This is a genomic window from Acinetobacter seifertii (assembly GCF_000368065.1).
Lineage (GTDB): Bacteria > Pseudomonadota > Gammaproteobacteria > Pseudomonadales > Moraxellaceae > Acinetobacter > Acinetobacter seifertii.
The window spans coordinates 467,339-492,004 of record NZ_KB851200.1 but is presented as its reverse complement, the minus strand read 5'-3'; the positions used below and the strand labels follow the sequence as shown (position 1 = coordinate 492,004).

The window sequence follows — 24,666 nt, the reverse complement described above, 5'->3', positions numbered from 1 at the left end:
CCATGCCGTTTTTTGGTTTTACCCCTTCTGAAGGCTTATTGAACGATATGCAGACTGGAATTGCGAATAAAAATTCTAGTGAACCGCTATATCCACTTCGAGACAAAATTGCTTTACAACTCAATGAAGAAATTATTGATAATGTACTGATTCAGTTAGTACAACATTTCCCAGCGAGTGAAAAAAGAGATACTGCCGAAAAACTTGCTGGTTATGTCAAATCTACAGTTGCCGTACTTTTAAAGCAATTACTCAGTAAAGCACCAAATGACGTTGTTAAGCAGTCAGTTGAGTTTTCAGAGAAAAGCTTATTTAAAGATCCACAAGGTCAATATAAAGTTGGCGTAGCTTTAGATGCTAGCTTAGTGACTAATTTGAAGCATAATTTTGCTGAGCTTCAAGCAGGTAATGACATTAATAAAGCAGCATTAGCAGAACTCTATAAACAGTTTGGCGATGCTATGGTTAGACACTTTATGTCTGATTTTAACAAGACATTAGATTTAGGCATGATTAAGCGTAAAGCAGCCGATATTGGCGCTGCTGCTGTGACTAAAGCGGTTCATATCGCGATCGATAAACTCATTCCAAGTTTAAATCGCACTGAATTGAAAGCGATGGCTGAATATCATGATGGTCTATTCTTTAACTAATAAAAAGTAGACTATCGGAAACCTGGCAAACGCCAGGTTTTTTTATTGCAAAATATTGATATACATTGCCATAAATCACGTTTATGTTAGCATGCGCCAAGCACTGATTGACCTAGTTAAAGCCGCATGTCTCCTAGTCCACAATATAAATTTTTACGCCAAGCTCCTCGAGATGGTCTTAGTACTGCCATGCAACCTTCACGTTGGCAGCAACTCCATATTGACCCTTGGTTATGCCTATTTTTATTCCTAAATGCTCTGTTAGGTTTAACGGTACTATATAGTGCATCTGCACAAGATGTCGGCTTAGTCAGTAAACAGGCTATGAGCTTTGGTATTGGCTTTTTAGTCATGATTGGTCTGGCTCAAATTCCTCCAAAGGTTTATCAAGCTTTTTCACCCTACTTTTATTTATTTGCACTATTTTCCTTAATTGGAGTTATGGTCTTTGGTGAAGTTCGTATGGGGGCTAAACGCTGGATTGATATTCCCGGTTTCGGAAGTGTGCAACCCAGTGAGTTCATGAAAATTGGCATGCCAATGATGATTTCATGGTTTTTAGCACGCAAACCACTTCCCCCTAGCTTTTCTCAAGTTATTTTATCATTAATGTTAATTGGTGTTCCTTTTTTACTCATTGCGGAACAACCTGACTTAGGAACATCTCTACTCGTATTAGCCAGTGGTATTTTCGTACTATTTTTAAGTGGTCTATCTTGGCGTATGATCGGCGCAGCAGCAGCCTGTGCCGCTATTGTTATTCCAATTGCATGGGAATTCCTTTTACACGACTATCAACGTCAACGTGTTCTAACGCTACTTGACCCAGAAGCAGATGCATTAGGAACAGGCTGGAACATTATTCAATCTAAAACAGCTATTGGTTCTGGCGGCTTCTCAGGTAAAGGTTTTCTTGAAGGTACACAGTCACATTTACACTTTTTACCAGAAGGTCATACTGACTTTATTATTGCGGCTTATTCCGAAGAATTTGGCCTGATTGGCGTGCTTATATTAGTTATTCTTTATTCAGCTATTATTTTTAGAACATTCCAAATTGGTTTACAGAGCTTTCATAATTATGGACGCTTGGTTGCTGGCGCCTTTGGTTTGTCTTTTTTTGTTTATGTATTTGTAAACGCAGGAATGGTCAGTGGTATTTTACCTGTAGTGGGTGTTCCTTTGCCTTTTATGAGTTATGGCGGTACAGCTATTATTACTTTAATGGCCACTTTTGGTTTAGTCATGTCTATTCATACACATCGATAATTTGGAATTTTAAAAAGATATGTTGTCTCAATTTGTTAATAAAACTTTAAAAGTACTCGCTTTGTGTACTGGTCTAGTGAGCACAAGTCATTTTGCTCAGGCCAATGATTTTGTAAATGATCCTAATTATTTAAATTTTAAACAAAAAGCCATGAATACTTATGGTTTAAGCAGTGTACAAGTAGATGCCGCGATGAGCGGTGCAAAAAATTTACCAAACATTATAAATATTATGACTCGCCCAGGTGAAAGTAAGCCTTGGTATGATTATCGCTCTATGTTTTTGGTTGAAGGCACTATTCAGCGTGGTGTCCGCTTTAAAAACCAATATGCAGATGCACTTAACCGAGCTGAACAGCAATTTGGTGTCTCTCAAGCTGTCATTTTAGGTATTTTAGGTGTTGAAACAGGATATGGAGCCAATAAAGGTTCTTTCATCACTCGTGACGCGCTCGCGACATTAGCATTTGGTTACCCGCGCCGTGCTGATTATTTCAGTGATGAGTTAGCTGCTCTGATTGCATGGACCTATAAAGAAGGCTATCCAACCAATAGTATTGTTGGCTCTTATGCTGGAGCAATTGGCTACCCACAGTTTATGCCAAGCAATATCAGTAAGTATGGAGTCGATTTTGACGGTAATGGACACATTGATCTTCGTAACTCTGCGGAAGATGCAATTGGCTCAATCGCAAACTACTTAGCAAAACAAGGATGGCAACGCGATCAACCGATTGGCTTCATGGCTCGTTATGTTGGCTCAAATCCAGAAAATATCATTGCTAAAGACCTAACTCAGCCCTCTCCATATGGCGTACTCAAAACTCAAGGGATTTCACCATTAAACCCTTTAGTTAAAATTGATGACCTAGATATGGTAAATGTTATTCAATTACAAGACTATTACGGTCCGATTTACTATTTAACCTATCCAAATTTTCAAGTGATTACGACTTATAACAAAAGCCGAATGTATGCGACTGCAGTATGGTTGTTAGGCACAGAAGTAGCTAGCCGATAGGCTAGCTTTTTGATGGGTTTTTGTAAAAGTCAATAAATATTTTTGTTAAATCGATCACAATACACACATTTTAAATATCCTTTTACATATTTGATTATTTTTTAATCTAAAACTGTAAGTTTTTGCCCTTTTTGTAACTATTTCTCGTTAAAGACTAGACACTCTCCGTAAGCGATGAATATTATCCACCCCAATCAAGCAATTGCAAAAGTGAATAATTAGGCATGTTCACTTCAATTTTTAGTCTGCCGGCTAAAAGAAAAAGAGCATGTTCTCAGGAGTTTATATAAATGCAGTTATCGCTGAAATACATTCTTGCACTGACGGCTAGTTTAAGTATGGCCCCGCTGCACGCTGAAATGATGCAGTCATCATCATTAAACAGTGATGTAGATGGTCCAAATGCAAATTTAGCAGCACGTGTATTGAGTAAAGATACTCAAAGCTTTAATTCTCGTTTTTCTAACATTAACAGTCTTTCAATCACTGAACGTTCTGGCGATCAAATTCGCCGTCAAGCTATCGCAGCTAAAATTGAAATCCCTGAAGATGAGCCTTCAGTGATTGAAAAACTTAACACAGTAGCTTCAAATACTGTTCGTAAGTTTAGCCAAACTGGTATGGCATCTTGGTATGGTCGTCAATTTCATGGCCGTAAAACTGCAAGTGGTGAAACATTCGACATGAATGCACTTACTGCTGCTCATCGCAGTCTGCCATTGAACTGTTATATCCGTGTGACAAACAAAGACAATGATAAAAGTGTGGTAGTAAAAGTAAACGACCGTGGTCCATTCCATGCAAATCGTGTACTTGATTTATCATACGGTGCAGCAAAACGCCTTGGTATTACCAATGCTGGTACTGCAAAAGTAAGTATTGAACGTGTAGACGGTCCTACTTCATAAGCGATTACTCCTAGAGTTCATGAAAAAGCCACAATTTAATTTGTGGCTTTTTAATTTTTAGCCCCCCAATATAAAAATCATGCTCAAAATTTTATGTTTTCACTCTTTTTTTAATTACAAAATTGATTAATTTTTAACCCAAAAACACATCTTTTTAATACCTCTCATTTTTTTCTTCTATTTTTCGATTAGAGCCATTTTAAAAAAATTACGCTACCCTAGTACCACTTTAGTCTAAAAAGGGCTATTTATCGCCTTTTAAGAGCAGTTGAGTTGAGTATTTTTCTGTTATTTTCCGGCTTTTCATAAAAAAGTGCTTTTTTGGGTCATTTCCTGACTTCAAAACCCGCAAATAAGTAGTTCGAGTTTTTTTAAGTACATCTCACTCTTTCTAAGTTCATCTTTTAATTTTTCAAACCTATTTTTATAGATGGTCAGATCTTAAATTTATGCTTATAAGAATATTCAGAATAAATGAATAAACGATAAGGAACATGTACAACTTGTCTTGTCTACTCAGATAACAACAGGCTAAAATATAGGCATAAAAAGAATGATTCAAAATTAGACATGGAGAAAAAGGTCTATGAAATCTATTGGTGAATGGTTTGATGAATACAGTCAAAGCCATCAAAATCCAAAAAACAAGAAAATCCACTGGGTATGCGTCCCAGCTATTTTATTTTCTATTATCGGAATCATTGCCCACTTTAGCGCCTTACTCACTGCTTTACTCATTGTACTGACTCTAATTTTCTATGCTCGACTCGATCTTGTACTTGCAGTAGCAATGGCTGCACTTCTCGTTGTAATGGCTTGGCTTATTTATGTCCTACCTGTTGGTGTCGGGTTTTATATTGCTCTTTTTGTTATTGCTTGGATTGGACAATTTTACGGACATAAAGTTGAAGGGAAAAAACCTTCCTTCTTTAAAGATTTACAATTTTTATTGATTGGTCCAGTTTGGTGTATGGATGCGTATCTTGGAAAAATGTTGCCAAAGTGGAAAAGTCGGCAGAACAAATTGATTACTCAATAATTTATTAAAAAGCTGAATCTTTTAGATTCAGCTTAAATTTACTGATTTATTAGAAAATTTATAAAATAGAAAAATGCTAGGCTGAGTAGAACACTGGGTAAAACTTTTTTTAAATAGAAAGCAATTACAATACAAAATATTGTCGTGTATAAGTAAGGATTATCAAAAATACCTCTTAGTTCATTTCCCTCAAAAAAGATTACTGGTATACAAATAGCAGTTAATAAGCAAGGTGCTGAATAATTTAGCATTTTATTCATCAATACGGGTAATTTTACTTTTACATTGGGTTCTAAAAAATAATAACGATTAAAAAACACAATAGCAGCCAATCCTAAAATCATGAGCCATGACATATTATTTTTCTCCTGTTCTATTTTCTGCAAAAACCGCAATAAGCATTCCCAATAAACCAGAAATTAGAATACCTCCTTCCAAGTTTAAAAATTTGAAAAAAAAGCCAGTAATGCAAGTTGTTAAAACTCCAGCTATGACAGGCTTTTCCTTACACATAGGAATAATCATGGCCACAAAAATAGCAATAATCGAAAAATCTAAATGGTAGGACAATAAATCTGGAATCGCCGTAGCCAATAAAATTCCGGCTAAACTAAAAACCACCCAGAATAAATAAAAACATATACCCGCCCCTAACAAATAATGAGGATGCCTTTTTTCGTTCGGAGCACTTAAAGCAAACAATTCATCTGTTAGCAAAAAACCTAAACTTAATCGCTTTGGCAAAGACAAAATAGAAATGTTATTTCTTAAAGTTAATGCATAAATAAAATGCTGTGCAGTAAGAAAGAAAATCGTGATATAGATTGTTAATAATGATGCACCTTCCATCACCATACTCAAACTGACCAATTGTGCAGCACCAGCAAACACAATTCCTGACATTGCTAATGCTTTATAAAATGATAAACCTGCATGAATTGCCATTGAACCAGCCAAAATAGCCCACGGAATAACCGAAATAGACAATGGCAATATATCTACCGCCCCTCGTAAAAAAAGATAAGGTGGTTGGCCTTTAGAAAATCTTACAGATTGATTTAAGTGAGCATTCATCTCTAGACATCTATAACATTAGGTATTTATAGAGCTTCTTGTATTTCGCCCAAACTCTCTTGAACAAAATTGCGGTTAGAAATGAAAATAAATTTTAGAGATTAAGGCTTGCTACATACTGGGTAGGTGTAACGCCCATTGCCTTTTTAAAGTGACGGTTAAAATGACTTTGATCAGAAAACCCACATTGCTGTGCAACCATCACAATTTGATCACCTTGCTTTAATAGCTGTCTCGCTTTTTGCAAACGTGCCTGTACCAACCACGCATGAGGTGGTAAACCCACATATTTTTTAAATTGTCTTAAAAAATGCCAAGCGCTTAATCCAACCATATCAGCCAATTCCTGCAAAGAAAAATTCTTTTCAGGCATATCTACCAACAAATCTTTAACTTTTAAGATTTTCGAATAAGCTTCTGGTAGCTCACAAAAGGTATGCCGTGATTTACCATGACGCATCATTAAACAAGCCAATGTCGACAGATACATGGTTTCTTTCAGCAAAAAATTATCTTTTTGTTCTAATAAATCAAATAACAAGCAAAGTTGTTGAGACAAACCCAGATCTTGAATAACTGCTTGAGGAAACCAAGGTGCGCCATGACCATTCTCAAAAAAATCCTGGCTCACTTCAGCAAGCATATCTGGTGTGGGATAAATTGCTCTATAACGCCAACCCGATTCGACAGCAGATGAACCTGTATGAATTTCATCTGCATTCACCAAAATAATGTCGCCTTTAGGGGCTACATGTAGCTGTCCCGTCCTAAAAAAAGACTGTGCACCTTCTTCAATCACACCAATACAATACCCTTCGTGGGTATGCTTTGAAAATTGCGTTTGGTGGTAATGTGCTTTTAATAGTTCTAAACCGCCCAACTCTCGCAAATGCAAGTAGTCAGCCTGTTCGCGGTACATATATACATCTCATCTACTTATCTAGAAAAAACATAGCATGTTTTAAAAAGATGCATAGAACAAAATTGCTGTTAGATAGAAATGTATATCCGTTTTCTATTGGTAAATACGCCCATTATGTTTTAGCCAACCATTTTCATGTCGATTTTGTGGATCATGGTGCGTCCAATGCAATACACCACCTTTTTCGTTATATTCATATTCACCATTAAATTCGACAATATCCCCTTTTTGCAAATCTTCAATTTTTGGTGCTAAATCAATATTATGTGCGACCAAAATTGAAAGACCATTTTTTAATACAAGAATAAATTTCTGGTGTCTTGTCCCATCATTATCTTCTCTTAAAATTGCTTTTACTCGACCACTTCCCTGCACTTGAACATTACTTTGTTTACGATCATAAGCAGTTTTTATGGTATCCGCACCATCATTTGAAAGCGCCGTTTCAGTATGCTGAGTGATCGGAGTGGGTGATGATGTTTGATTCTTCTTATGCCCAGATGAATCTAGACCGAAATATGCAGCAATCAATAAGACAATAATGCCGCCAATACTTAGATTTTTTTTATTTGTCATCTTTATATTCCGATTTCAATAGGGATAAAAAAAGCCCCATAGGGGCTTTTTTTATTGTGATACGAATTACTTCGCAGCAGCTTGAGCAGCAGCAACTTCTTCAGCGAAGCTCATTTCTGCTTTTTTCTCGATACCTTCACCAACTTCGAAACGTACGAAGTTAACAACAGTTGTACCAGTCGCTTTTAATACGTCAGCAACTTTTTTGTCGTTGTCGATAACGTACATTTGACGGTCAAGAGCAACTTCGTTTAAGTATTTCTCAACAGAACCAGTTACCATTTTCTCAACGATGTTTGCTGGCTTACCAGATTCTAACGCTTTCGCTTCAGCAATTTCTTTCTCTTTAGCGATAAGGTCAGCTGGAACAGCTTCAGCGCTTACTGCTACTGGGTTGAATGCAGCAACGTGCATTGCAATACCTTTACCAGTGTCAGCATCACCTGTGTAAGAAACTACAACACCGATTTTTAAACCGTGTTTGTAGATAGCCAAGTTTTCGCCTTCAACGATTTTCGCGCGACGAACTTGGATGTTTTCACCGATTTTTTGAACAAGCGCAATACGAGCTTCTTCAACTGATTGGCCATCAGCCAATTTTAATTCAGCGATTTTAGCAGCATCAGTTTCGCCAGCAGCTAAAGCAGCAGCAGCAACTGCGTGTGCAAAGTTAGAGAAGTTTTCGTCTTTAGCAACGAAGTCAGTTTGACAGTTTACTTCAACTAAGATCGCTTTCTTACCGTCTTGAACGATAGTGATTGCACCGTCAGCAGCAATGTTGCCAGCTTTTTTAGCAGCTTTAGCTTGACCAGATTTACGAAGGTTATCAATAGCAAGTTCGATGTCACCGTTCGCTTCTGTTAATGCTTTTTTGCATTCCATCATTGCAAGACCAGTACGGTCACGTAATTCTTTTACCATGCTTGCAGTAATTGCAGTCATGTTGATCTCCTAAAATCGGTAGAAAATAAATCTTTTCAACAAAAACGGCCCAAAGAAACTCTGGGCCGTTTGCACTCTCGACGCTTAATTTGCCACCATTACATGTCGCAAAAATGACAAGCCTGCGTCAAAACGCATTAAGCCTCAGAAGCGTCTTTCGCAGCGTCATCGCCTTTTGCTTGAGCGTTCGCTTGAGATTGAGCGTATTCTTTACCAGCAAGAATTGCGTCAGCCATAGCTGAAGCATATAAAGTTACTGCACGGATCGCATCGTCGTTACCAGGAATAACGTAATCAACGTTGTCTGGGTTAGAGTTTGTATCAACGATACCGATAACAGGAATACCTAAGTTCTTAGCTTCTTTAATTGCAATCGCTTCGTGATCAACGTCGATTACAAATAATGCGTCAGGTAAACCACCCATGTTTTTAACGCCGCCTAAAGAACGCTCAAGTTTTTCCATCTCACGAGTACGTTCTAAAGCTTCACGTTTAGTAAGCTTAGCAAAAGTACCGTCTTGAGATTGAGTTTGAAGATCTTTTAAACGGTTGATAGATTGGCGAAGTGTTTTCCAGTTCGTCAACATACCACCTAACCAACGGTGGTCTACATATGGTTGACCAGCACGTTGAGCTTGTTCACGGATGATGTTAGAAGCAGCACGTTTTGTACCAACGAACAAAACTTTATTCTTTTTGCTTGCTAATTGGTTAGCGAAGTTCAAAGCATCATTTAACGCAGGAACAGTGTGCTCAAGGTTGATGATGTGAATTTTGTTGCGCGCGCCAAAAATGTATTGACGCATTTTTGGGTTCCAGAAACGAGTTTGGTGACCAAAGTGCGCACCTGCTTGAAGAAGGTCGCGCATGCTTACGTTGTAATCTGCCATTTTCTTTACCTTAAAAGTTGGGTTAGGCCTCCATATATCCGCATTCTCCACCTTTTTACGGGCACCCAGAGTAATGTGACGATATATGTGCGGATTTTTTACTCCATCTATCAAAATTCTTCGTAAAAGATATTCACGAAAAGCATTTGATAAAATGGGCGGCTATTTATACCATAGACGCTTGTAAATTACCAAAAGTTTTTAGAGATCATGAACAGTACTTATACAGCTCCACGTCGATTAATCAAAACTCCAGATGAAATTGAAAAAATGCGCATTGCAGGACGACTGGCGGCTGAAGTTCTAGAGATGATCAAGCCGTATATTAAGGCCGGTGTAAGCACCCTCGAACTTGATACGATTTGCCGTAATCATATTGAAAATGTACAACACGCTATCCCAGCTTGTGTGGGTTATGGCGGTGCTCCAGGACGCCCTGCTTTTCAACATTCTATTTGTACTTCGGTTAACCATGTCGTGTGTCATGGTATTCCTTCTGAAAATAAAATCTTAAAAAACGGCGATATCCTTAACATTGATGTGACCGTAATTAAAGATGGTTATCACGGCGACACCAACATGATGTATGTCGTAGGAGGTGAAACTTCTATTTTGGCAAACCGTTTATGTAAAGTTGCTCAAGAAGCAATGTACCGTGGAATGGCAACAGTTAAAGACGGTTCATACCTAGGTGACATTGGCCATGCTATCCAGAAATATGTTGAGTCAGAACGTTTTAGCGTAGTACGTGAATATTGTGGTCATGGTATTGGTACCGTTTTCCATGACGAACCTCAAGTGTTGCATTATGGACAAGCTGGCACTGGTATGCGCTTAGAAGCAGGTATGACCTTTACGATTGAACCAATGGTCAATGCTGGTGTTTGGCAGACTAAATTACTTGGTGACAAATGGACTGTTGTAACGAAAGACCATAAACTTTCTGCTCAATATGAACACACTATTTTAGTGACTCAAACAGGTATCGAAGTGTTAACTGCTCGTCCTGAAGAAGACCTTTCTCGCTTCAACTAATAATTTAATAAGCATTAACAAAAGGCTACTTTGAGTAGCCTTTTGTTTTTTATTTTGTATTTTTTATTAATAATTCTTTCCAAATATAAACAAATATTTCAAAACAATTACAATTATTAATTTTTATTAAACAATCAATTTAATAAAACGCGCTATGGTGGGCTCAATAAAAATCAGTAAACAAATGTCGGACATGGAGTCCTTTATGATGAAAAAGTCATTATTTTGTATGACAGCTGCCTTTTTTGCTCTGCCAACAGTCACTTTCGCCGCTTCTCCATATTTTAGCTTAAAAGATGGTGATGGTTTTAAACGCTTTTCAGTCTCTGCCGGCTGGTTACATGCAATGCCACAAGGAAGCGCAAATCCAGTCAACATTAATACCAGTGTCGCTGAAGGAACCAGTTCTAAAGTAGGTTCTGTATCAAAACAATCCGTCTTAAATGCGGCGGATCGGAATTCCAATCCCCTCTTATACGATGCAATTAAAATTCTACCTACAGATACATTACCATCCATTCTTACAGGTACTGCAAAAGTAAATGGATTATCAAATTGGCAAAGTGAAGGTACAGGCTTAGAAGCTCAAAGTGTTGATACTCTAGGTATCATGGCAAATTATAATTTTACAGATAATTTATCTCTGGAAATTAAAGCTGGCGTTCCTCCAAAGGTAGATATAAAAGGTAAAGGAAATATTTATGCACCATTATCTGGTTCAGCAAACACAGCTCTTGGTTCAATCGGTCTAAAAGAAGATATTCATATCACTGATCTTACTCAAGGCGGTAAAGCTGCCACAGCACGAGCTTGGTTACCAGCAGTTGAACTGCATTACCAATTTGGTAAATCTGGTGTAAATAAATTTCGTCCATACATTGGTGCAGGTGTGATGTATGCCTATTTTAATGACTTAAAAATGAATTCAGGGATTGAATCAGATTTAATTAAAGCAGGCCATATGATTCAAAATATTCATGATGGTCAAGCGGGTGCAGCATTAGACGGTAAAACGTCTTCAGCTAACCCTATTGTTAAACTTGAAGCGACCGATACTTTCGCACCGATTCTTACGGTTGGAGCGACCTATGACTTCAATCCGAACTGGTTCGCCGTCGGCTCAGTTTCTTATTCAAAAATGAATAATGAGGCAAAAATTTATGTCACAGATCAAAATACAGGTAAAGAGCTAATTAAAGCGAATACCAAAATTGATATCGACCCACTTATTACTTATGTAGGTGTAGGCTACCGTTTCTAATTTTTTAAAACACTCAAGCTATAAAAGCCTTACTGAAGCTTTTATAGCTTTTTACTGGTAAGTTGAATCCTGCTTCTTTTTAAACCAATATGCTAAAAAAATGAGCATTTCTTATTAAATTATTAGGAAAAACTCATGTCCTACCTCCGTAGTTTCCTTTTTTCTTAATTTTATTTTGTTAATTAATTTTATTAAATTCCAACTAACTGAATAAAATTAAAAACTAACATTTTCCTTTTAGTAAAAATTATTTTTTGGCACATCCTTTGCTTTATCTAAAGCATGATGAATCAATGGCGATTCAATGGATAAACCAAGACGGCCAAAGACGTCCGCTCTGATCGGTATGCAAATAGACAATTTATTTTGTCGTGCAAATTAAAAATTCGTTCAGTTCAGAGGGACGGCGTATGTCTTCAAATATCAATCTAGATGCAAAAAAAGCAACTGAGATTAAATTATTCAGCTTCTCAACTCCAGCAATGCGTGCCTTTCACATGTCTTGGCTCGCTTTCTTTGTCTGCTTCTTCGCATGGTTTGCCTGTGCACCTTTAATGCCTGTTATTAAAGGTGAGTTCGGTTTAACTAAAGACCAGATTGCCAATATTAATATTGCCGCCGTTGCAATTACAATTTTAGTGCGACTCGCTGTCGGTCCCCTTTGCGATAAATATGGTCCACGTATTACCTACACAGCCCTTCTCTTACTAGGCAGTATTCCAGTATTTGGTGTTGCTGCTGCCAACAGTTATGAATCATTTCTATTCTTCCGCTTACTGATTGGTGCAATTGGCGCAAGCTTCGTTATTACGCAATATCATACAAGTATTATGTTTGCACCTAATGTTGTAGGTACAGCAAACGCAGCGGCGGCTGGTTGGGGTAATGCTGGCGGCGGTGCAACTCAAGCCTTAATGCCTTTATTACTCGGTGCAATTGTCATGTTCGGTGTTGAGCAAACTATGGGCTGGCGTATTGCTCTTATCGTACCGGGTGTGATGATGGTGATTGTGGGAGTCCTTTACTGGAAGTTAACTCAAGATTGTCCTCAAGGTGATTTTAAAGAAGTTCGTGCACAAGGCATTGATGTTGGCAGCGGCAAAAAAGGTGGTATGGCAATTTTAATGCAGGCTGCGCGTAACTACCGTGTCTGGATTTTATTTCTGGCTTATGGTGCATGCTTTGGTATAGAAATTTTTATTCATAACGTAGCAGCCATGTACTATGTTGATCAATTCAAAATGGATTTAAAAACTGCGGGTTTAACGGCAGGAATATTTGGTCTTCTTGCATTATTTGCACGTGCACTAGGGGGCATTATTTCCGATAAAGTCGCACTTACTAAAGGACTAGATGGACGTACGAAAGTACTTGTACTCATGATTTTAGGCGAAGGTTTATTCTTAGTCCTTTTCTCTCAAATGAATGGTGTCGCCCTCGCTATTCTTTCAATGACTATTTTTGCACTATTTACACACATGGCCTGCGGCGCAACATATGCTCTTGTGCCATTTATTGACCGTAATGCATTAGGCGGTGTAGCAGGAATTATTGGTGCGGGTGGTAATGCAGGTGCAGTTGCAGCTGGCTTTTTATTAAAAGGTGTACTTGATATTCAAACTTGCTTATTTATTTTAGGTGGACTGGTTATGGTTGCAGGTTGTAGCGTGATTTTGATTCGCTTCACAACCGAACACAAAGAAAAAGAACAAGTCCTTTTTGAAGAAGCGCTACTTGAGCGTAATTCTGCAACTTAATTTTTTATAATCAGCAGAAATTAAAATGATTTCTGCTGATTTGCTTTTGTTATAAAGAGACTAGCGTTGTTACCTTTTAATTTTTCTTAAATATTCCACCATCTATATCGATATCTTTCGATACATCTTCTACAATAACTCATCACTTTCCTATAATTTTCCAATCACAATGACTAAAACAGGCAATCAGTTCTCACAGCCACTTATATACATGTTAATTGGTAGCGCTCTTATCTTGGCTCTTTCATTAGGTGTTCGTCATGGTTTCGGCCTTTATTTAGTTCCAATGAGTCATGATTTTGGTTGGGGGCAACATGTTTTTAGTCTTGCAATCGCAATGCAAAATTTAATATGGGGAGCCGTTCAACCTTTTACAGGTGCAATTGCAGATAAATATGGCAGTAAAATTGTGGTTGCTGTTGGTGGGCTGCTTTATACCCTTGGCCTACTGTTAATGGCCTTTAGTTCAAGTGTACTCATTTTGAATTTAAGCTTAGGTCTTATTATTGGTTTAGCTTTATCAGCAACTTCTTTCACAGTTTTACTCAGTGCCGTAGGCCGAGCTGCTCCACCAGAAAAAAGAAGTATGGCAATGGGCATTGCCAGTGCGGCAGGCTCTTTCGGTCAGTTTATTATGCTGCCTTCCACCCTTCTCTTACTTAAAACAGTAGGATGGTCCGCAGCTTTAATGGTGAGTGCTCTCCTTATTGCTCTAATTATTCCTCTAGCATGGATGTTAAAAGGGCCAAGCAACCAAGCCCCAAAAGCAATCGCTCAACCTCAGCTCACCTTTAAACAAGTACTAAATATTGCTAGAAAACATAAGCCGTTCTGGTGGTTAGCTTTAGGTTTTTTAGTATGCGGGTTCCAAGTTGTATTTTTAGGGGTACATTTACCAGGCTATTTAATCGACCATGGCTTTGATGCGGCGACAGGTACAGTGTTTCTGGCTTTAATTGGCTTATTTAATATTGTGGGAACTTATGGGGCGGGTTGGCTGGGAGATCGTTTCTCAAAACCTAAATTATTAATGGCACTTTATGGTAGCAGAGGGATCGCGATCATTGCCTTTCTACTATTACCTTTAAGCACTTATACAGTATATGCTTTTGGCGTCGTTATGGGTCTTCTATGGCTCTCTACTGTTCCCCTCACCAATGGCATTGTCGCAAATATGTTTGGTGTTAAATACCTTTCAATGCTGAGCGGTATTGTGTTTTTCACCCATCAAGTTGGTTCTTTCTTTGGTGGTTGGCTTGGCGGCGTTAACCATGACTTAACAGGTAATTACAATGCGATTTGGCTATGTTCAATAGCTTTGAGTATATTAGGGGTAATTGTACATTTCTTTGTAAATGAGGAGGCTGTTATTCATGACGCATAATGCCTTACTTTTGAAAACAATTATGACTTTCTTCATTGTCGCTCTTTTGGTTCTTTCCATCATTTTATGGAAACAGACACCTGATTTATTTGAATATTTTAATCAAGCATTTTGTGCACACTAGAAAGATGAGGCGCTGAAATCACTCTGTAGATTGTCATAAAAATATAAAAAACGTATGGTCTAATGAAAATAAAAAAGCCCGCAAATTTGCGGGCTTTTTTATTGAAAAATTATTTAAAATCAAAACAAGCGATTCATACCGTTAAGTGCAGCTACACGGTAAGCTTCAGCCATGGTTGGATAGTTAAACGTTGTTTCGACAAAATATTTCAAAGTATTGTTTGGGCTGTGCATAACTGCTTGCCCAATGTGGATAATTTCGGCAGCGTTATTACCAAAACAATGAATACCTAAAATTTCTAAAGTGTCACGATGGAAAAGAATCTTCAATTCACCTACTGTATCACCCGTAATTTGTGCACGAGCTAAATGACGGAAAGAAGCTTGACCTACTTCATACGGAATTTTCTCTTCCGTTAATTCCTGTTCATTTTTACCAATAGATGAAATTTCCGGAATGGTGTAAATACCCGTTGGGATATCACGTACTGGCTTCGCATCTTCACCACTCATGTTTGCACCAGCACAGCGCCCTTGGTCATAAGCAGCAGAAGCAAGTGATGGCCAACCAATCACGTCACCAGCAGCATAGATATTTTCAACTTCAGTTTGATACTGATCATTTACAGAAAGTTGACCACGGTTGTTTGGTACTAACCCAACATTCTCAAGACCTAAGCCTTCTGTATTACCTGAACGGCCATTACACCAAAGGATCGCATCGGCTTTAATCTTTTTACCACTTTGTAAATGTAGTACAACATGGTCATCAAATGTTTCAAGATGATCCATTTGCTCGTTGTGACGAATTAGCACACCCTGTTCACGTAAGTGATAAGACAAAGCATCAGCAATTTCATCATCTAGATAACTTAATAGTTTTTGCTGAGTATTAATCAAGTCAACTTTATGATCTAAACCAATAAAGATCGAAGCATATTCACAGCCAATAACGCCTGCACCGTAAATAATGATTTTTTGAATTGAGTAATCGAGATCAAGAATTTTGTCTGAATCAAATACACGAGGATGGTCAAAGTCGAGACCTTGTGGATGATAAGGACGACTACCTGTCGCAATCACGATTTGCTTACAAATGATTGTTTCTTTAATGCCTTCATGGCTAAAAACTAAAACTGTATTTTTATCTTGAATATATGCACGGCCATGAAATACGCCGATTTTGTTTCGGTCATAAAAGCGTGTATGTGTATCAACCTGTTGTTGAATCACTTTGTGTGCGTTACGCAACACCTGTTTCATGGTGAACTGTTTCCATTCACCTACTTTTTGAAACATCGGGTCACGTTGATAGCGAATAATACTAGAAACTGTTTGACGTAATGCTTTACTTGGAATAGTCCCTACGTGAGCACAGTTACCACCCAGTTGATCACGTACATCTACAATTGCAACACGCTTACCCGCTTTTGCAAGCTTCATTGCCGCGCCTTCACCTGCAGGTCCAGAACCGAGAACTACCGCATCGTACTTAACGAAATTCCCACTAACGACCTCTTTTTTACGTGGCATTGAAAGCTCCTTCCTCTCTTGAATGACCATATTTTATAATAGATTATGACTAATATGCGGTGAATTTATGTATTTCTCAACCCTATATTTCTGAATAACCACATTTATTATATGAATAGTTATTTTCCGCTATTAACCAAAGAACTCGGCTATAATACAATGTCAATGTCAATGTCTCTATAAACGAGTGGAAAAGTTAAATATGTCAGAACACCGTAAACCTGAACAGGGTGTAAAACTTCGTGGCGCAGAAAAAGTCGCAAGAATTCCTGTAAAAGTTGTACCTACGGTTGAAGTGCCGCGTAAACCTGACTGGATTCGTGTCAAGATGACGGCACCAGAAGAAGTTCAGCGTATTAAAACCACTTTACGTGCTCAAAAACTCCATACCGTTTGTGAAGAAGCAGCTTGTCCTAACCTACCAGAATGCTTTGGTGGTGGTACAGCAACATTCATGATTATGGGTGATATTTGTACACGTCGTTGCCCGTTCTGTGATGTCGCACATGGTCGACCAAATGCATTAGACCCTGATGAACCTCGTCACATGGCAGAGACTATTGCCAATCTTAAACTCAAATATGCAGTAATTACTTCGGTTGACCGTGATGACTTACTTGACGGCGGTGCACAACATTTTGTGGACTGTATTAAGGAAGCTCGTGCGCTTAGTCCAAGCACATTACTTGAAATTTTAGTTCCAGACTTCCGTGGACGTATGGATATTGCTTTACGCATTATGACTGAATGTCCGCCAGATGTTTTCAACCATAATATTGAGACTGTACCTCGTCTCTATAAAGCGATGCGTCCAGGTTCAGATTACCAACATTCTTTAAACTTATTGAAAATGTTTAAAGAATACTGCCCTGACATCCCGACAAAATGTGGTTTGATGGTAGGTATTGGTGAAACTGAAGAAGAAGTCATTGCATTGCTTGATGACTTACGTGCTCACGATGTCGACTATGTGACTATTGGTCAATACTTGCAACCTTCAAAACAACACGCACCAATTGACCGCTTTGTAACACCAGAAGAGTTTGAGCGTTATGCAGAGCATGGCCGTAAACTTGGTTTTAGAAACATCTGGTCTGCGCCAATGGTTCGTTCGAGTTACTTTGCTGACCGTCAATATCACGGTGAGCCAGTACCAGAAGTTCGTCGTAAAGTAGATCCAGCTAAAAAAATCGCTGTTCAAGTCGTCGAAGCTTAAAAATTAAATTTCTATAAAAAGCCCTCTAATACTGAGGGCTTTTTATTTGTATAAGAAAATCAATAACATTTCTTGACAAATAGATAAAACAAGCTATTACACTTTCACTCAAAAATATCTTATACCTAAAAGTACGATATATCCCTGCTCTAGCATATAGATCAATTGCGACATAAAAAATCAAATTTAAACAGCATTAAAAATGAGCTAGTTAAGCCTTAAATCTCTCCTCGCCTTTTGTAACGTCTAACTTGAGGGCTTATCTAGCAAGGAGCAAGTATGATTTTCCTACTCTTTGTTTTAAGTATTGTCATTCAGCTTATTGCAATATGGGCAATTTTCTTTTTTAACCTAAATAGAGTCATTGGTAGTGTTATTACGATTGCTGTAGCCATCCTTACTGCACTCATTTTAACGCCATGGTCACTGCTTTTAGGGATTCCTGTTATTGCTCTTAGCATTATTATTTTGTTTAAGCCTTTACGGTTTAGCTTAATTACAAAACCTGCATATAAAACTTTGGCAAACTCAATGCCGAGCATCAGTACCACTGAGCAAGAGGCTTTAGAAGCAGGAACAAGTTGGTGGGAAAAAGAATTATTTATGGGTGCTCCAGATTGGTCGCAATTTGAGAAGTATCCTTACCCGACACTTTCATCAGAAGAACAAAGTTTTATTGATAATGAAGTTGAAGTGCTATGTAGCATGCTCAATGAATGGGAAATTCATCATCAATTAAAAGACCTTCCACCTGAAGTTTGGCAGTTCATTAAAGATAAAGGTTTCTTAGGCCTAATTATTCCAAAATCATTTGGTGGTAAAGAATTTAGCTCATTTGCTCAAAGCCGCATTATGAGCAAAATTGCGTCACGCTCATTAACTGCTGCGGTAAGCTGCATGGTTCCTAATTCCCTAGGACCCGGTGAGCTACTCATGCACTACGGTACAGATGCTCAAAAGCAGCAATATCTACCGGGTCTTGCCAAAGGTGAAGAAATTCCATGCTTTGGTTTAACTAGTCCTGAAGCTGGTTCAGATGCAGGCGCCATTCCAGATTCGGGTGTGGTGTGCTACGGCGAATATGAAGGTGCTCAAGTCCTTGGCCTGCGTATGAATTTCTCTAAACGCTGGATTACACTTGCTCCGATTGCCACAGTAGTTGGCTTAGCATTTAAGCTTTATGATCCTGAAGGTCTACTCGGCGATAAAAATAAAACCGAATACGGTATTACCTGTGCCCTCATTCCTGCAAGCCACGCAGGTGTAAAAATAGGAGCACGCCATTATCCAGGCTCTCCATTTATGAATGGAACAGTTGAGGGGGAAGATGTTTTCATTCCTATCGACTGGATTATTGGTGGACAGGAAAATGCGGGTAAAGGCTGGCGTATGCTGATGGAGTGTTTAGGTGTTGGGCGTGGTATCTCCCTTCCAGCATTAGCTACAGCCGCAGGTGAAATGAGCTATTTAACTGTAGGTGCTTTTGCGAGAATTCGTCAACAGTTCAATATTTCTGTTGGTAAATTTGAAGGTGTGCAAGAAGCAAGCAGTGAAATTGCCAGTGATGCCTATATGCTTGAAGCATTTCGTTATTTAGTAACATGTGGCCTAAATCAAGGTGGAACTCCTGCCGTGATGACTGCCATGGCAAAATACTATGCAACAGAAACTATGCGTAAAGTCATTAATCACGGTATGGATATTGCCGGTGGACGTGCTATTCAGCTTGGACCTCGTAACTTCCTTGCACTCACCTATCAAGCCATTCCTATTGCAATTACGGTCGAAGGTGCAAACATTTTAACCCGCTCACTCATGATCTTTGGTCAGGGTTCAATGCGCTGTCACCCTTATCTTTTTGAAGAGCTACAATTACTTCAGTCTGACGACAAAGCCAATGCAGTTCAAAAATTCGATGACCTGTTATTTAAACACTTAGCGTATACCTTTAATCGCGGCGCAAAATCATTTGCTTATGGTTGGACAGGTGGTTCAAGTGATGCACCTCAATCATCAGATCAATTCACGGCAAGTTACTATAAAACCATTAACCGTTTTAGTGCCAACTTCGCCCTTGTTTCTGATATGTCACTAGGTTTACTTGCAGGAGATTTAAAACGCAAAGAAATGCTCTCAGGACGTTTAGCTGATATTCATGCACACTTGTTTATTGCCACTGCAATTTTAAAGTTTTATGAAGCTGGGCAAAAAACTGAAGCTGAACAACTGCATGCAAAACTAGCATTACAAAAAGCGTTCTTAAATATTCAGGAAGCATTTTGGGGATTATTTGACAACTTCCCAGCCAAGCTTCCAGCAGCCTTAGTGAAATGGATTTGTTTCCCGTTAGGTCGTGTGATTGCAAAACCTGATGATGAGTTAAAACAGCAAGTTGCTGAACTCATGATGGAAGAACATCCGTTTAGAGAGCAACTCAAACGCCATGTGTACTATTCAACTGAACCTAACGATGTTACTGGCCGTCTAGAGCACACGTTCCAGATTTTAAGAACCCTTGAACCGCTTTGGGATAAGTTTAAGAAAGCTGAATCCAAAGGCAAGTTTACTGGTCTTACTTTTGAAGAGAATATTGCACAAGCGATAAAAGAAGGCTTTATTTCTGAAAACGAAGCTCAACAATTATTGCAATACAACGCAATTCGATTTGACAGCATGCTTACCGATGTTTTTGATGAAAAACTCGATAAGGACCTACCTTTGTCAAACCCTCATCAAATAGTGTGACTGATGCCTCCACCAATTCACTATTGCAATCATTTTTGATTCGCATTAATTAATAAATAGCCATAAAAGCGTCACACGACGCTTTTATTTTTAGGAGAAATTAATGTCTAAGCAAGATTACGAAAATGGATTAAAAGTACGTACAGAAGTGATGGGAGAAGCTTTTGTAAAACGTGCCCAAGAAAATACCGTACCCTTTACTCAACCTTTACAAGACTGGATTAATGAACATGCATGGGGATCAACTTGGCAACGTGAAGGTGTGCTTCCACGTAAATATCGCTCATTAATTACTTTAGCAATGCTCACAGCACTTAAATCGCCAACTGAACTTAAAGGCCATGTTCGTGGCGCACTCAACAATGGTTGTACAGTTGAAGAGATTCAAGAAACTTTATTGCATAGTCTGCCATATTGCGGCGCGCCTGCTACTCAAGAAGCCTTTCGTGCTGCTTTAGAAGTCATTCAAGAATATCAACAAAAATAACTTCAATCTGAGCCAGCACTCTACTGGCTCACTTTGACCTAATTTAACGTAGTCGAATAAATATTTAAATTACGATCACCAATTACAATAGCCTGACGACAAATCCCTTCTGCTTTACGCTGGTTCTCAAAAACTGTTGCTGACATCGGCTCAAAACTATCGAAAAAGCAAATTTCTTTTGAATCTACAGAATAAACGAGCGACTGATTTCCAACACCATCTAAAGTGTCGTAGTACACGATTACCATTTGCCCATCTTGAATTGCGTCTTGAATGTCTTGATAGCTCAAAGCAGGCCCTGTCGATATGTTCAATACCATTGCCTCTTTATAACTCATACGTTCGCTGGGGCTAATGTTAGGGTCTTTATCTGAATAAAATGAAACATCAAAGCCAAACTTTTTTAAAGCAACAGCTAAAGCAATGGTATAGGTACCATCTTGCTCATATCGGCAAACTTTAATCAACTCAGCAACATCAACTTGAACCCCATAATGCTTTAGCACCATCCAAACTGCAAAAACACCACTGTTTGCCTCGAGGTTTGCCAAAGATTCGGGAATATTTAAGGCCATAATTTAAATCTAAAGTCGTAATTAAGCAGATAATAAACAAAACTGGATTGGCACTAAAAGCTTTTCCAAGTACAATGTTTCGCTAGTCGAGGGATGCTGCGACAAATGATCGGCACTAAAGATCAATTTGCCAGGCTCGACGATCGGTTAAACACTCGTTTTAACCAACAACGGCATCCGCGAACAGAATGATCAATACTATTTTTTCCTAGGAGATCCTGATGAACGCGGTTAATGCTTCATTTACAGATTACAAAGTTGCTGACATCTCACTTGCTGACTACGGTCGTAAAGAAATCAAACTTGCTGAAGCAGAAATGCCAGCTTTGATTGGCTTACGTAAACGCTATGCAGCATCTAAACCACTTGCTGGCGCAAAAATTCTTGGTTGTATCCACATGACCATTCAAACAGCGGTTCTTATTGAAACGCTTGTTGAATTAGGTGCTGAAGTTCGCTGGACTTCATGTAACATTTTCTCTACTCAAGACCACGCTGCTGCTGCAATTGCTGCTCGCGGTATTCCAGTTTTTGCTTGGAAAGGTGAAACTGAAGAAGAATATGTATGGTGCTTAGAACAACAGATCAATGTAAATGGCCAACCTTGGGATGCCAACATGATTTTGGACGATGGCGGTGACTTAACTGCTCTTGTTCATGAAAAATACCCTGCTCTTTTAGAACGTATTCACGGTATTACCGAAGAAACAACTACAGGTGTTCAACGTCTTATCGAAATGTGGAAAGACGGCACTTTAAAAGTACCTGCAATTAACGTAAATGACTCTGTTACTAAGTCTAAAAACGACAACAAATATGGCTGCCGTCATTCATTAAATGATGCAATCAAACGTGCTACAGATATGTTGTTATCTGGCCGCCGTGCACTTGTGATTGGTTACGGTGACGTAGGTAAAGGTTCTGCTCAATCTTTACGTCAAGAAGGCATGATTGTTCGTGTAACAGAAGTTGACCCGATTTGTGCAATGCAAGCATGTATGGACGGCTATGAAGTTGTATCTCCATACAAAAACGGCGTACAAACAGGTAAAAAAGAAGATGTTAACCAAGACCTTCTTGGCAACACTGACCTTGTTGTAACGACTACTGGTAACTACCACGTATGTGATGCTGCAATGTTAGATAGCTTAAAAGCTGGTGCAGTTGTATGTAACATCGGTCACTTCGATACAGAAATCGACACAGCTTATTTACGTGGTTACAAGTGGGTTGAAGTTAAGCCACAAGTTCACCAAGTTTATCGTTCAGAAGACGAAAATAACTACCTTATCCTTCTCTCTGAAGGTCGCCTTGTAAACCTAGGTAATGCAACTGGTCACCCATCACGCGTGATGGACGGTTCTTTTGCTAACCAAGTTTTAGGTCAAATTCACTTATTCCAAGAGAAATTTGCTGACCTTCCTGCAAACGAAAAAGCTGCAAAAATTCGTGTAGAAGTTCTTCCTAAGAAACTTGACGAAGAAGTTGCTGCAGCAATGGTTGCAGGTTTCGGTGGTGTACTTACCCAGTTAACTCAAAAGCAAGCCGATTACTTAGGCGTTGCTGTTGAGGGACCATTCAAGTCTGACGCTTACAAATACTAAGAACTTAAGGGCAGACGGTGAACCGACTGCCCTTTTTTCTAAAATGTTTCGCTGTTTACAAGGATTTGACATGACTAAACGTACACCTATTTCTTTTGAGTTTTTCCCGCCAAAAACCGATGCCGGTGCTGAAAAACTGCGTATTGTTCACCAAGAACTACAGCTATTAAACCCTGAGTTTTTCTCGATTACTTATGGAGCTGGTGGCTCTACTCGCGAACGCACGCTTGCTGCTATTGATGATTTCAATGGCAAAGGTACACCGGTTGCCCCTCACCTTTCTTGTATTGGTGATGATAAAGCGCGTATTGCTGAACTACTCAATTTATACAAGGCACAAGGTATTGACCGTATTGTCGCTTTACGTGGCGACTTACCATCTGGTCAAGTTGGACTTGGCGAGCTTCCTTATGCTCAAGATTTAGTACGTTTTATTCGTGAGCACTCAGGTGATCATTTTCATATTGAAGTTGCAGCTTATCCAGAAATGCATCCTCAAGCTGAAAATCTTGATTCAGATATTCAACGTTTTATTGAAAAAGTACAAGCTGGTGCTAATGCAGGAATTACCCAATTCTTTTTTAATCCAGATTCGTACTTTTACTTTATAGAGCGCTTGGAAAGTGCAGGAATTAACATTCCAGTGGCTCCTGGTATTATGCCAATTACTAATGCAAGTAACTTAATTCGCTTTGCAGATGGTACTGGTGCTGAAATTCCTCGTTGGATTCGTAAGCAATTACAAGCCTATGGCGATGACAGTGAAAGTATTAAAGCTTTCGGTCATGAAGTTGTTGTTAAGCTATGCGAGCGCCTGATTGCAGGTGGTGCACCAAGCTTACACTTCTATTCAATGAATCAAGTCGAACCAACCCGTCAACTTGTTGTTGATCTTGGTTTAAATTAATTGTGTAAGGCGTACCCAATGAATCGTTTTTTTATCGAAACTGAACTTACAGTTGGCTCAACAATTCAACTGACTGAATCGGTATTTCATCATTGGGTGCGTGTTTTACGCGCACAACTACAAGAACAAGCGACTCTATTTAATGGACAAGGTGGCGAATATCTTGCGACACTCACCGAAATTAATAAAAAAAATGCATTTGTCGCCATTGAGAATTTTAATCCTGCCAACCGTAATGCCCCTTTTAAAGCTGTTCTTGGTCAGGTCATGAGTAAAGGCGACCGAATGGATTATGCCATTCAAAAAGCCACCGAACTTGGTGTAAGCAAAATTCAGCTTTTAACCAGTGAACGCTGTGAAATGCGTTTAAAATACGACCGCGACCAAAAAAAATTAGATCATTGGCAAGCTGTTGCAATTGCAGCCTGTGAACAATGCGGGCTTAACTTTGTCCCAGAAGTTTTAGCACCCGTCCCTCTTCATGAATGGCTAAAATCTTCTGATCTTCCTGCATCTAAATTTGTTTTGGCTCCTGAAAAAGAACAAAAAGATGTATTAGCAGGGATCCAACCAGAACTCGCTCTCTTAATTGGTCCTGAGGGTGGTTTAAGTGAAAATGAAATTACACAAGCTAATCAAGCAGGATTTATGAACTGGTGTATTGGAGATCGTGTTTTACGCACCGAAACTGCGCCTGTTGTTGCATTATCTATTTTAAATTATCGGTTTTTATCCATATAAGCTA

At 38.8% G+C, this 24,666-nt stretch carries 23 protein-coding genes; 15 read left to right on the top strand and 8 right to left on the bottom strand.

All coding sequences use genetic code 11. The features are described 5' to 3' along the window. Positions 1-2 precede the first annotated feature (2 nt). The 5 genes from F985_RS09730 (at position 3) to F985_RS09710 (ending at position 4,890) form a co-directional block, all read left to right on the top strand. Positions 3-653 (top strand): hypothetical protein, encoded by a 651-nt coding sequence (locus tag F985_RS09730; RefSeq protein ID WP_004700442.1) that lies wholly within the window; start codon positions 3-5, stop codon positions 651-653. A 126-nt stretch (positions 654-779) separates the two neighbouring features. Further along, positions 780-1,922, top strand: coding sequence for a rod shape-determining protein RodA (gene rodA / locus F985_RS09725; RefSeq protein WP_004700437.1), 1,143 nt, complete (start codon positions 780-782; stop codon positions 1,920-1,922). A 19-nt stretch (positions 1,923-1,941) separates the two neighbouring features. Continuing rightward, positions 1,942-2,943, top strand: coding sequence for a lytic murein transglycosylase B (gene mltB, locus F985_RS09720; protein ID WP_004700436.1), 1,002 nt, complete (start codon positions 1,942-1,944; stop codon positions 2,941-2,943). Between the two features lie 290 nt (positions 2,944-3,233). Next, positions 3,234-3,851 (top strand): septal ring lytic transglycosylase RlpA family protein, encoded by a 618-nt coding sequence (locus F985_RS09715; RefSeq protein ID WP_004700433.1) that lies wholly within the window; start codon positions 3,234-3,236, stop codon positions 3,849-3,851. Between the two features lie 586 nt (positions 3,852-4,437). Then, on the top strand, positions 4,438-4,890 hold the full coding sequence (locus F985_RS09710) for an Mpo1 family 2-hydroxy fatty acid dioxygenase (RefSeq protein ID WP_004700432.1): 453 nt from the start codon (positions 4,438-4,440) through the stop codon (positions 4,888-4,890). A gap of 38 nt (positions 4,891-4,928) precedes the next feature. On the opposite strand, the gene F985_RS09705 is transcribed toward F985_RS09710, so the two are convergent. The 6 genes from F985_RS09705 to rpsB all read right to left on the bottom strand — a co-directional run bounded on the left by F985_RS09705 (position 4,929) and on the right by rpsB (position 9,294). After that, positions 4,929-5,246, bottom strand: coding sequence for an AzlD domain-containing protein (locus F985_RS09705; RefSeq protein ID WP_004700429.1), 318 nt, complete (start codon positions 5,244-5,246; stop codon positions 4,929-4,931). A gap of 1 nt (position 5,247) precedes the next feature. Beyond that, positions 5,248-5,964, bottom strand: a complete 717-nt coding sequence (locus F985_RS09700) for an AzlC family ABC transporter permease (protein ID WP_004700427.1) — start codon at positions 5,962-5,964, stop codon at positions 5,248-5,250. Between the two features lie 94 nt (positions 5,965-6,058). Then, positions 6,059-6,883 carry a helix-turn-helix transcriptional regulator gene (locus tag F985_RS09695; RefSeq protein ID WP_004700426.1) on the bottom strand — a complete coding sequence of 275 codons (825 nt, stop codon included), beginning with the start codon at positions 6,881-6,883 and terminating at the stop codon, positions 6,059-6,061. A 96-nt stretch (positions 6,884-6,979) separates the two neighbouring features. Next, complete coding sequence (locus F985_RS09690) at positions 6,980-7,462, bottom strand: DUF3465 domain-containing protein (protein WP_004700425.1); 483 nt, start codon at positions 7,460-7,462, stop codon at positions 6,980-6,982. Between the two features lie 66 nt (positions 7,463-7,528). Next, entirely contained in the window at positions 7,529-8,404 is an 876-nt protein-coding gene (gene tsf / locus F985_RS09685; RefSeq protein WP_004700424.1) for a translation elongation factor Ts, read from the bottom strand. 137 nt (positions 8,405-8,541) lie between these two features. Next, positions 8,542-9,294: a 30S ribosomal protein S2 gene (rpsB, locus tag F985_RS09680; RefSeq protein WP_001982118.1), complete on the bottom strand. Its 753-nt coding sequence runs from the start codon at positions 9,292-9,294 to the stop codon at positions 8,542-8,544. A 210-nt stretch (positions 9,295-9,504) separates the two neighbouring features. On the opposite strand from rpsB, the gene map reads away from it, so the two are divergent. From map to F985_RS09660, 4 genes are all read left to right on the top strand, one after another. Further along, positions 9,505-10,329: a type I methionyl aminopeptidase gene (gene map, locus F985_RS09675; RefSeq protein WP_004700423.1), complete on the top strand. Its 825-nt coding sequence runs from the start codon at positions 9,505-9,507 to the stop codon at positions 10,327-10,329. Positions 10,330-10,534: 205 nt separating this feature from the next. Continuing rightward, complete coding sequence (locus F985_RS09670; RefSeq protein ID WP_004700422.1) at positions 10,535-11,590, top strand: OmpW/AlkL family protein; 1,056 nt, start codon at positions 10,535-10,537, stop codon at positions 11,588-11,590. Positions 11,591-12,000: 410 nt separating this feature from the next. Further along, positions 12,001-13,347: an MFS transporter gene (locus F985_RS09665; RefSeq protein WP_004700421.1), complete on the top strand. Its 1,347-nt coding sequence runs from the start codon at positions 12,001-12,003 to the stop codon at positions 13,345-13,347. A gap of 169 nt (positions 13,348-13,516) precedes the next feature. Beyond that, the gene (locus tag F985_RS09660) at positions 13,517-14,731 is read left to right on the top strand and encodes an MFS transporter (protein ID WP_004700419.1); all 1,215 of its coding nucleotides are present in this window, start codon (positions 13,517-13,519) and stop codon (positions 14,729-14,731) included. Between the two features lie 243 nt (positions 14,732-14,974). On the opposite strand, the gene sthA is transcribed toward F985_RS09660, so the two are convergent. Further along, complete coding sequence (gene sthA / locus F985_RS09650; RefSeq protein WP_004700414.1) at positions 14,975-16,387, bottom strand: Si-specific NAD(P)(+) transhydrogenase; 1,413 nt, start codon at positions 16,385-16,387, stop codon at positions 14,975-14,977. A gap of 202 nt (positions 16,388-16,589) precedes the next feature. Here sthA and lipA point away from each other — a divergent pair, with 202 nt between their 5' ends. The 3 genes from lipA (at position 16,590) to F985_RS09635 (ending at position 20,835) form a co-directional block, all read left to right on the top strand. Next, a complete protein-coding gene (gene lipA, locus F985_RS09645) occupies positions 16,590-17,603 on the top strand; it encodes a lipoyl synthase (protein WP_004700412.1) in 1,014 nt (337 codons plus the stop codon). A gap of 279 nt (positions 17,604-17,882) precedes the next feature. Further along, on the top strand, positions 17,883-20,348 hold the full coding sequence (locus tag F985_RS09640) for an acyl-CoA dehydrogenase (RefSeq protein ID WP_004700411.1): 2,466 nt from the start codon (positions 17,883-17,885) through the stop codon (positions 20,346-20,348). Between the two features lie 103 nt (positions 20,349-20,451). Further along, positions 20,452-20,835, top strand: coding sequence for a carboxymuconolactone decarboxylase family protein (locus F985_RS09635; RefSeq protein WP_000043120.1), 384 nt, complete (start codon positions 20,452-20,454; stop codon positions 20,833-20,835). Between the two features lie 38 nt (positions 20,836-20,873). On the opposite strand, the gene F985_RS09630 is transcribed toward F985_RS09635, so the two are convergent. Next, positions 20,874-21,410, bottom strand: coding sequence for a cysteine peptidase family C39 domain-containing protein (locus tag F985_RS09630; protein ID WP_004700408.1), 537 nt, complete (start codon positions 21,408-21,410; stop codon positions 20,874-20,876). A 221-nt stretch (positions 21,411-21,631) separates the two neighbouring features. On the opposite strand from F985_RS09630, the gene ahcY reads away from it, so the two are divergent. From ahcY to F985_RS09615, 3 genes are all read left to right on the top strand, one after another. Then, entirely contained in the window at positions 21,632-23,014 is a 1,383-nt protein-coding gene (gene ahcY / locus F985_RS09625) for an adenosylhomocysteinase (RefSeq protein ID WP_004700407.1), read from the top strand. A 70-nt stretch (positions 23,015-23,084) separates the two neighbouring features. Next, a complete protein-coding gene (gene metF / locus F985_RS09620) occupies positions 23,085-23,921 on the top strand; it encodes a methylenetetrahydrofolate reductase [NAD(P)H] (RefSeq protein WP_004700404.1) in 837 nt (278 codons plus the stop codon). 18 nt (positions 23,922-23,939) lie between these two features. Then, the gene (locus tag F985_RS09615) at positions 23,940-24,662 is read left to right on the top strand and encodes a 16S rRNA (uracil(1498)-N(3))-methyltransferase (RefSeq protein ID WP_004700403.1); all 723 of its coding nucleotides are present in this window, start codon (positions 23,940-23,942) and stop codon (positions 24,660-24,662) included. Positions 24,663-24,666 lie beyond the last annotated feature (4 nt).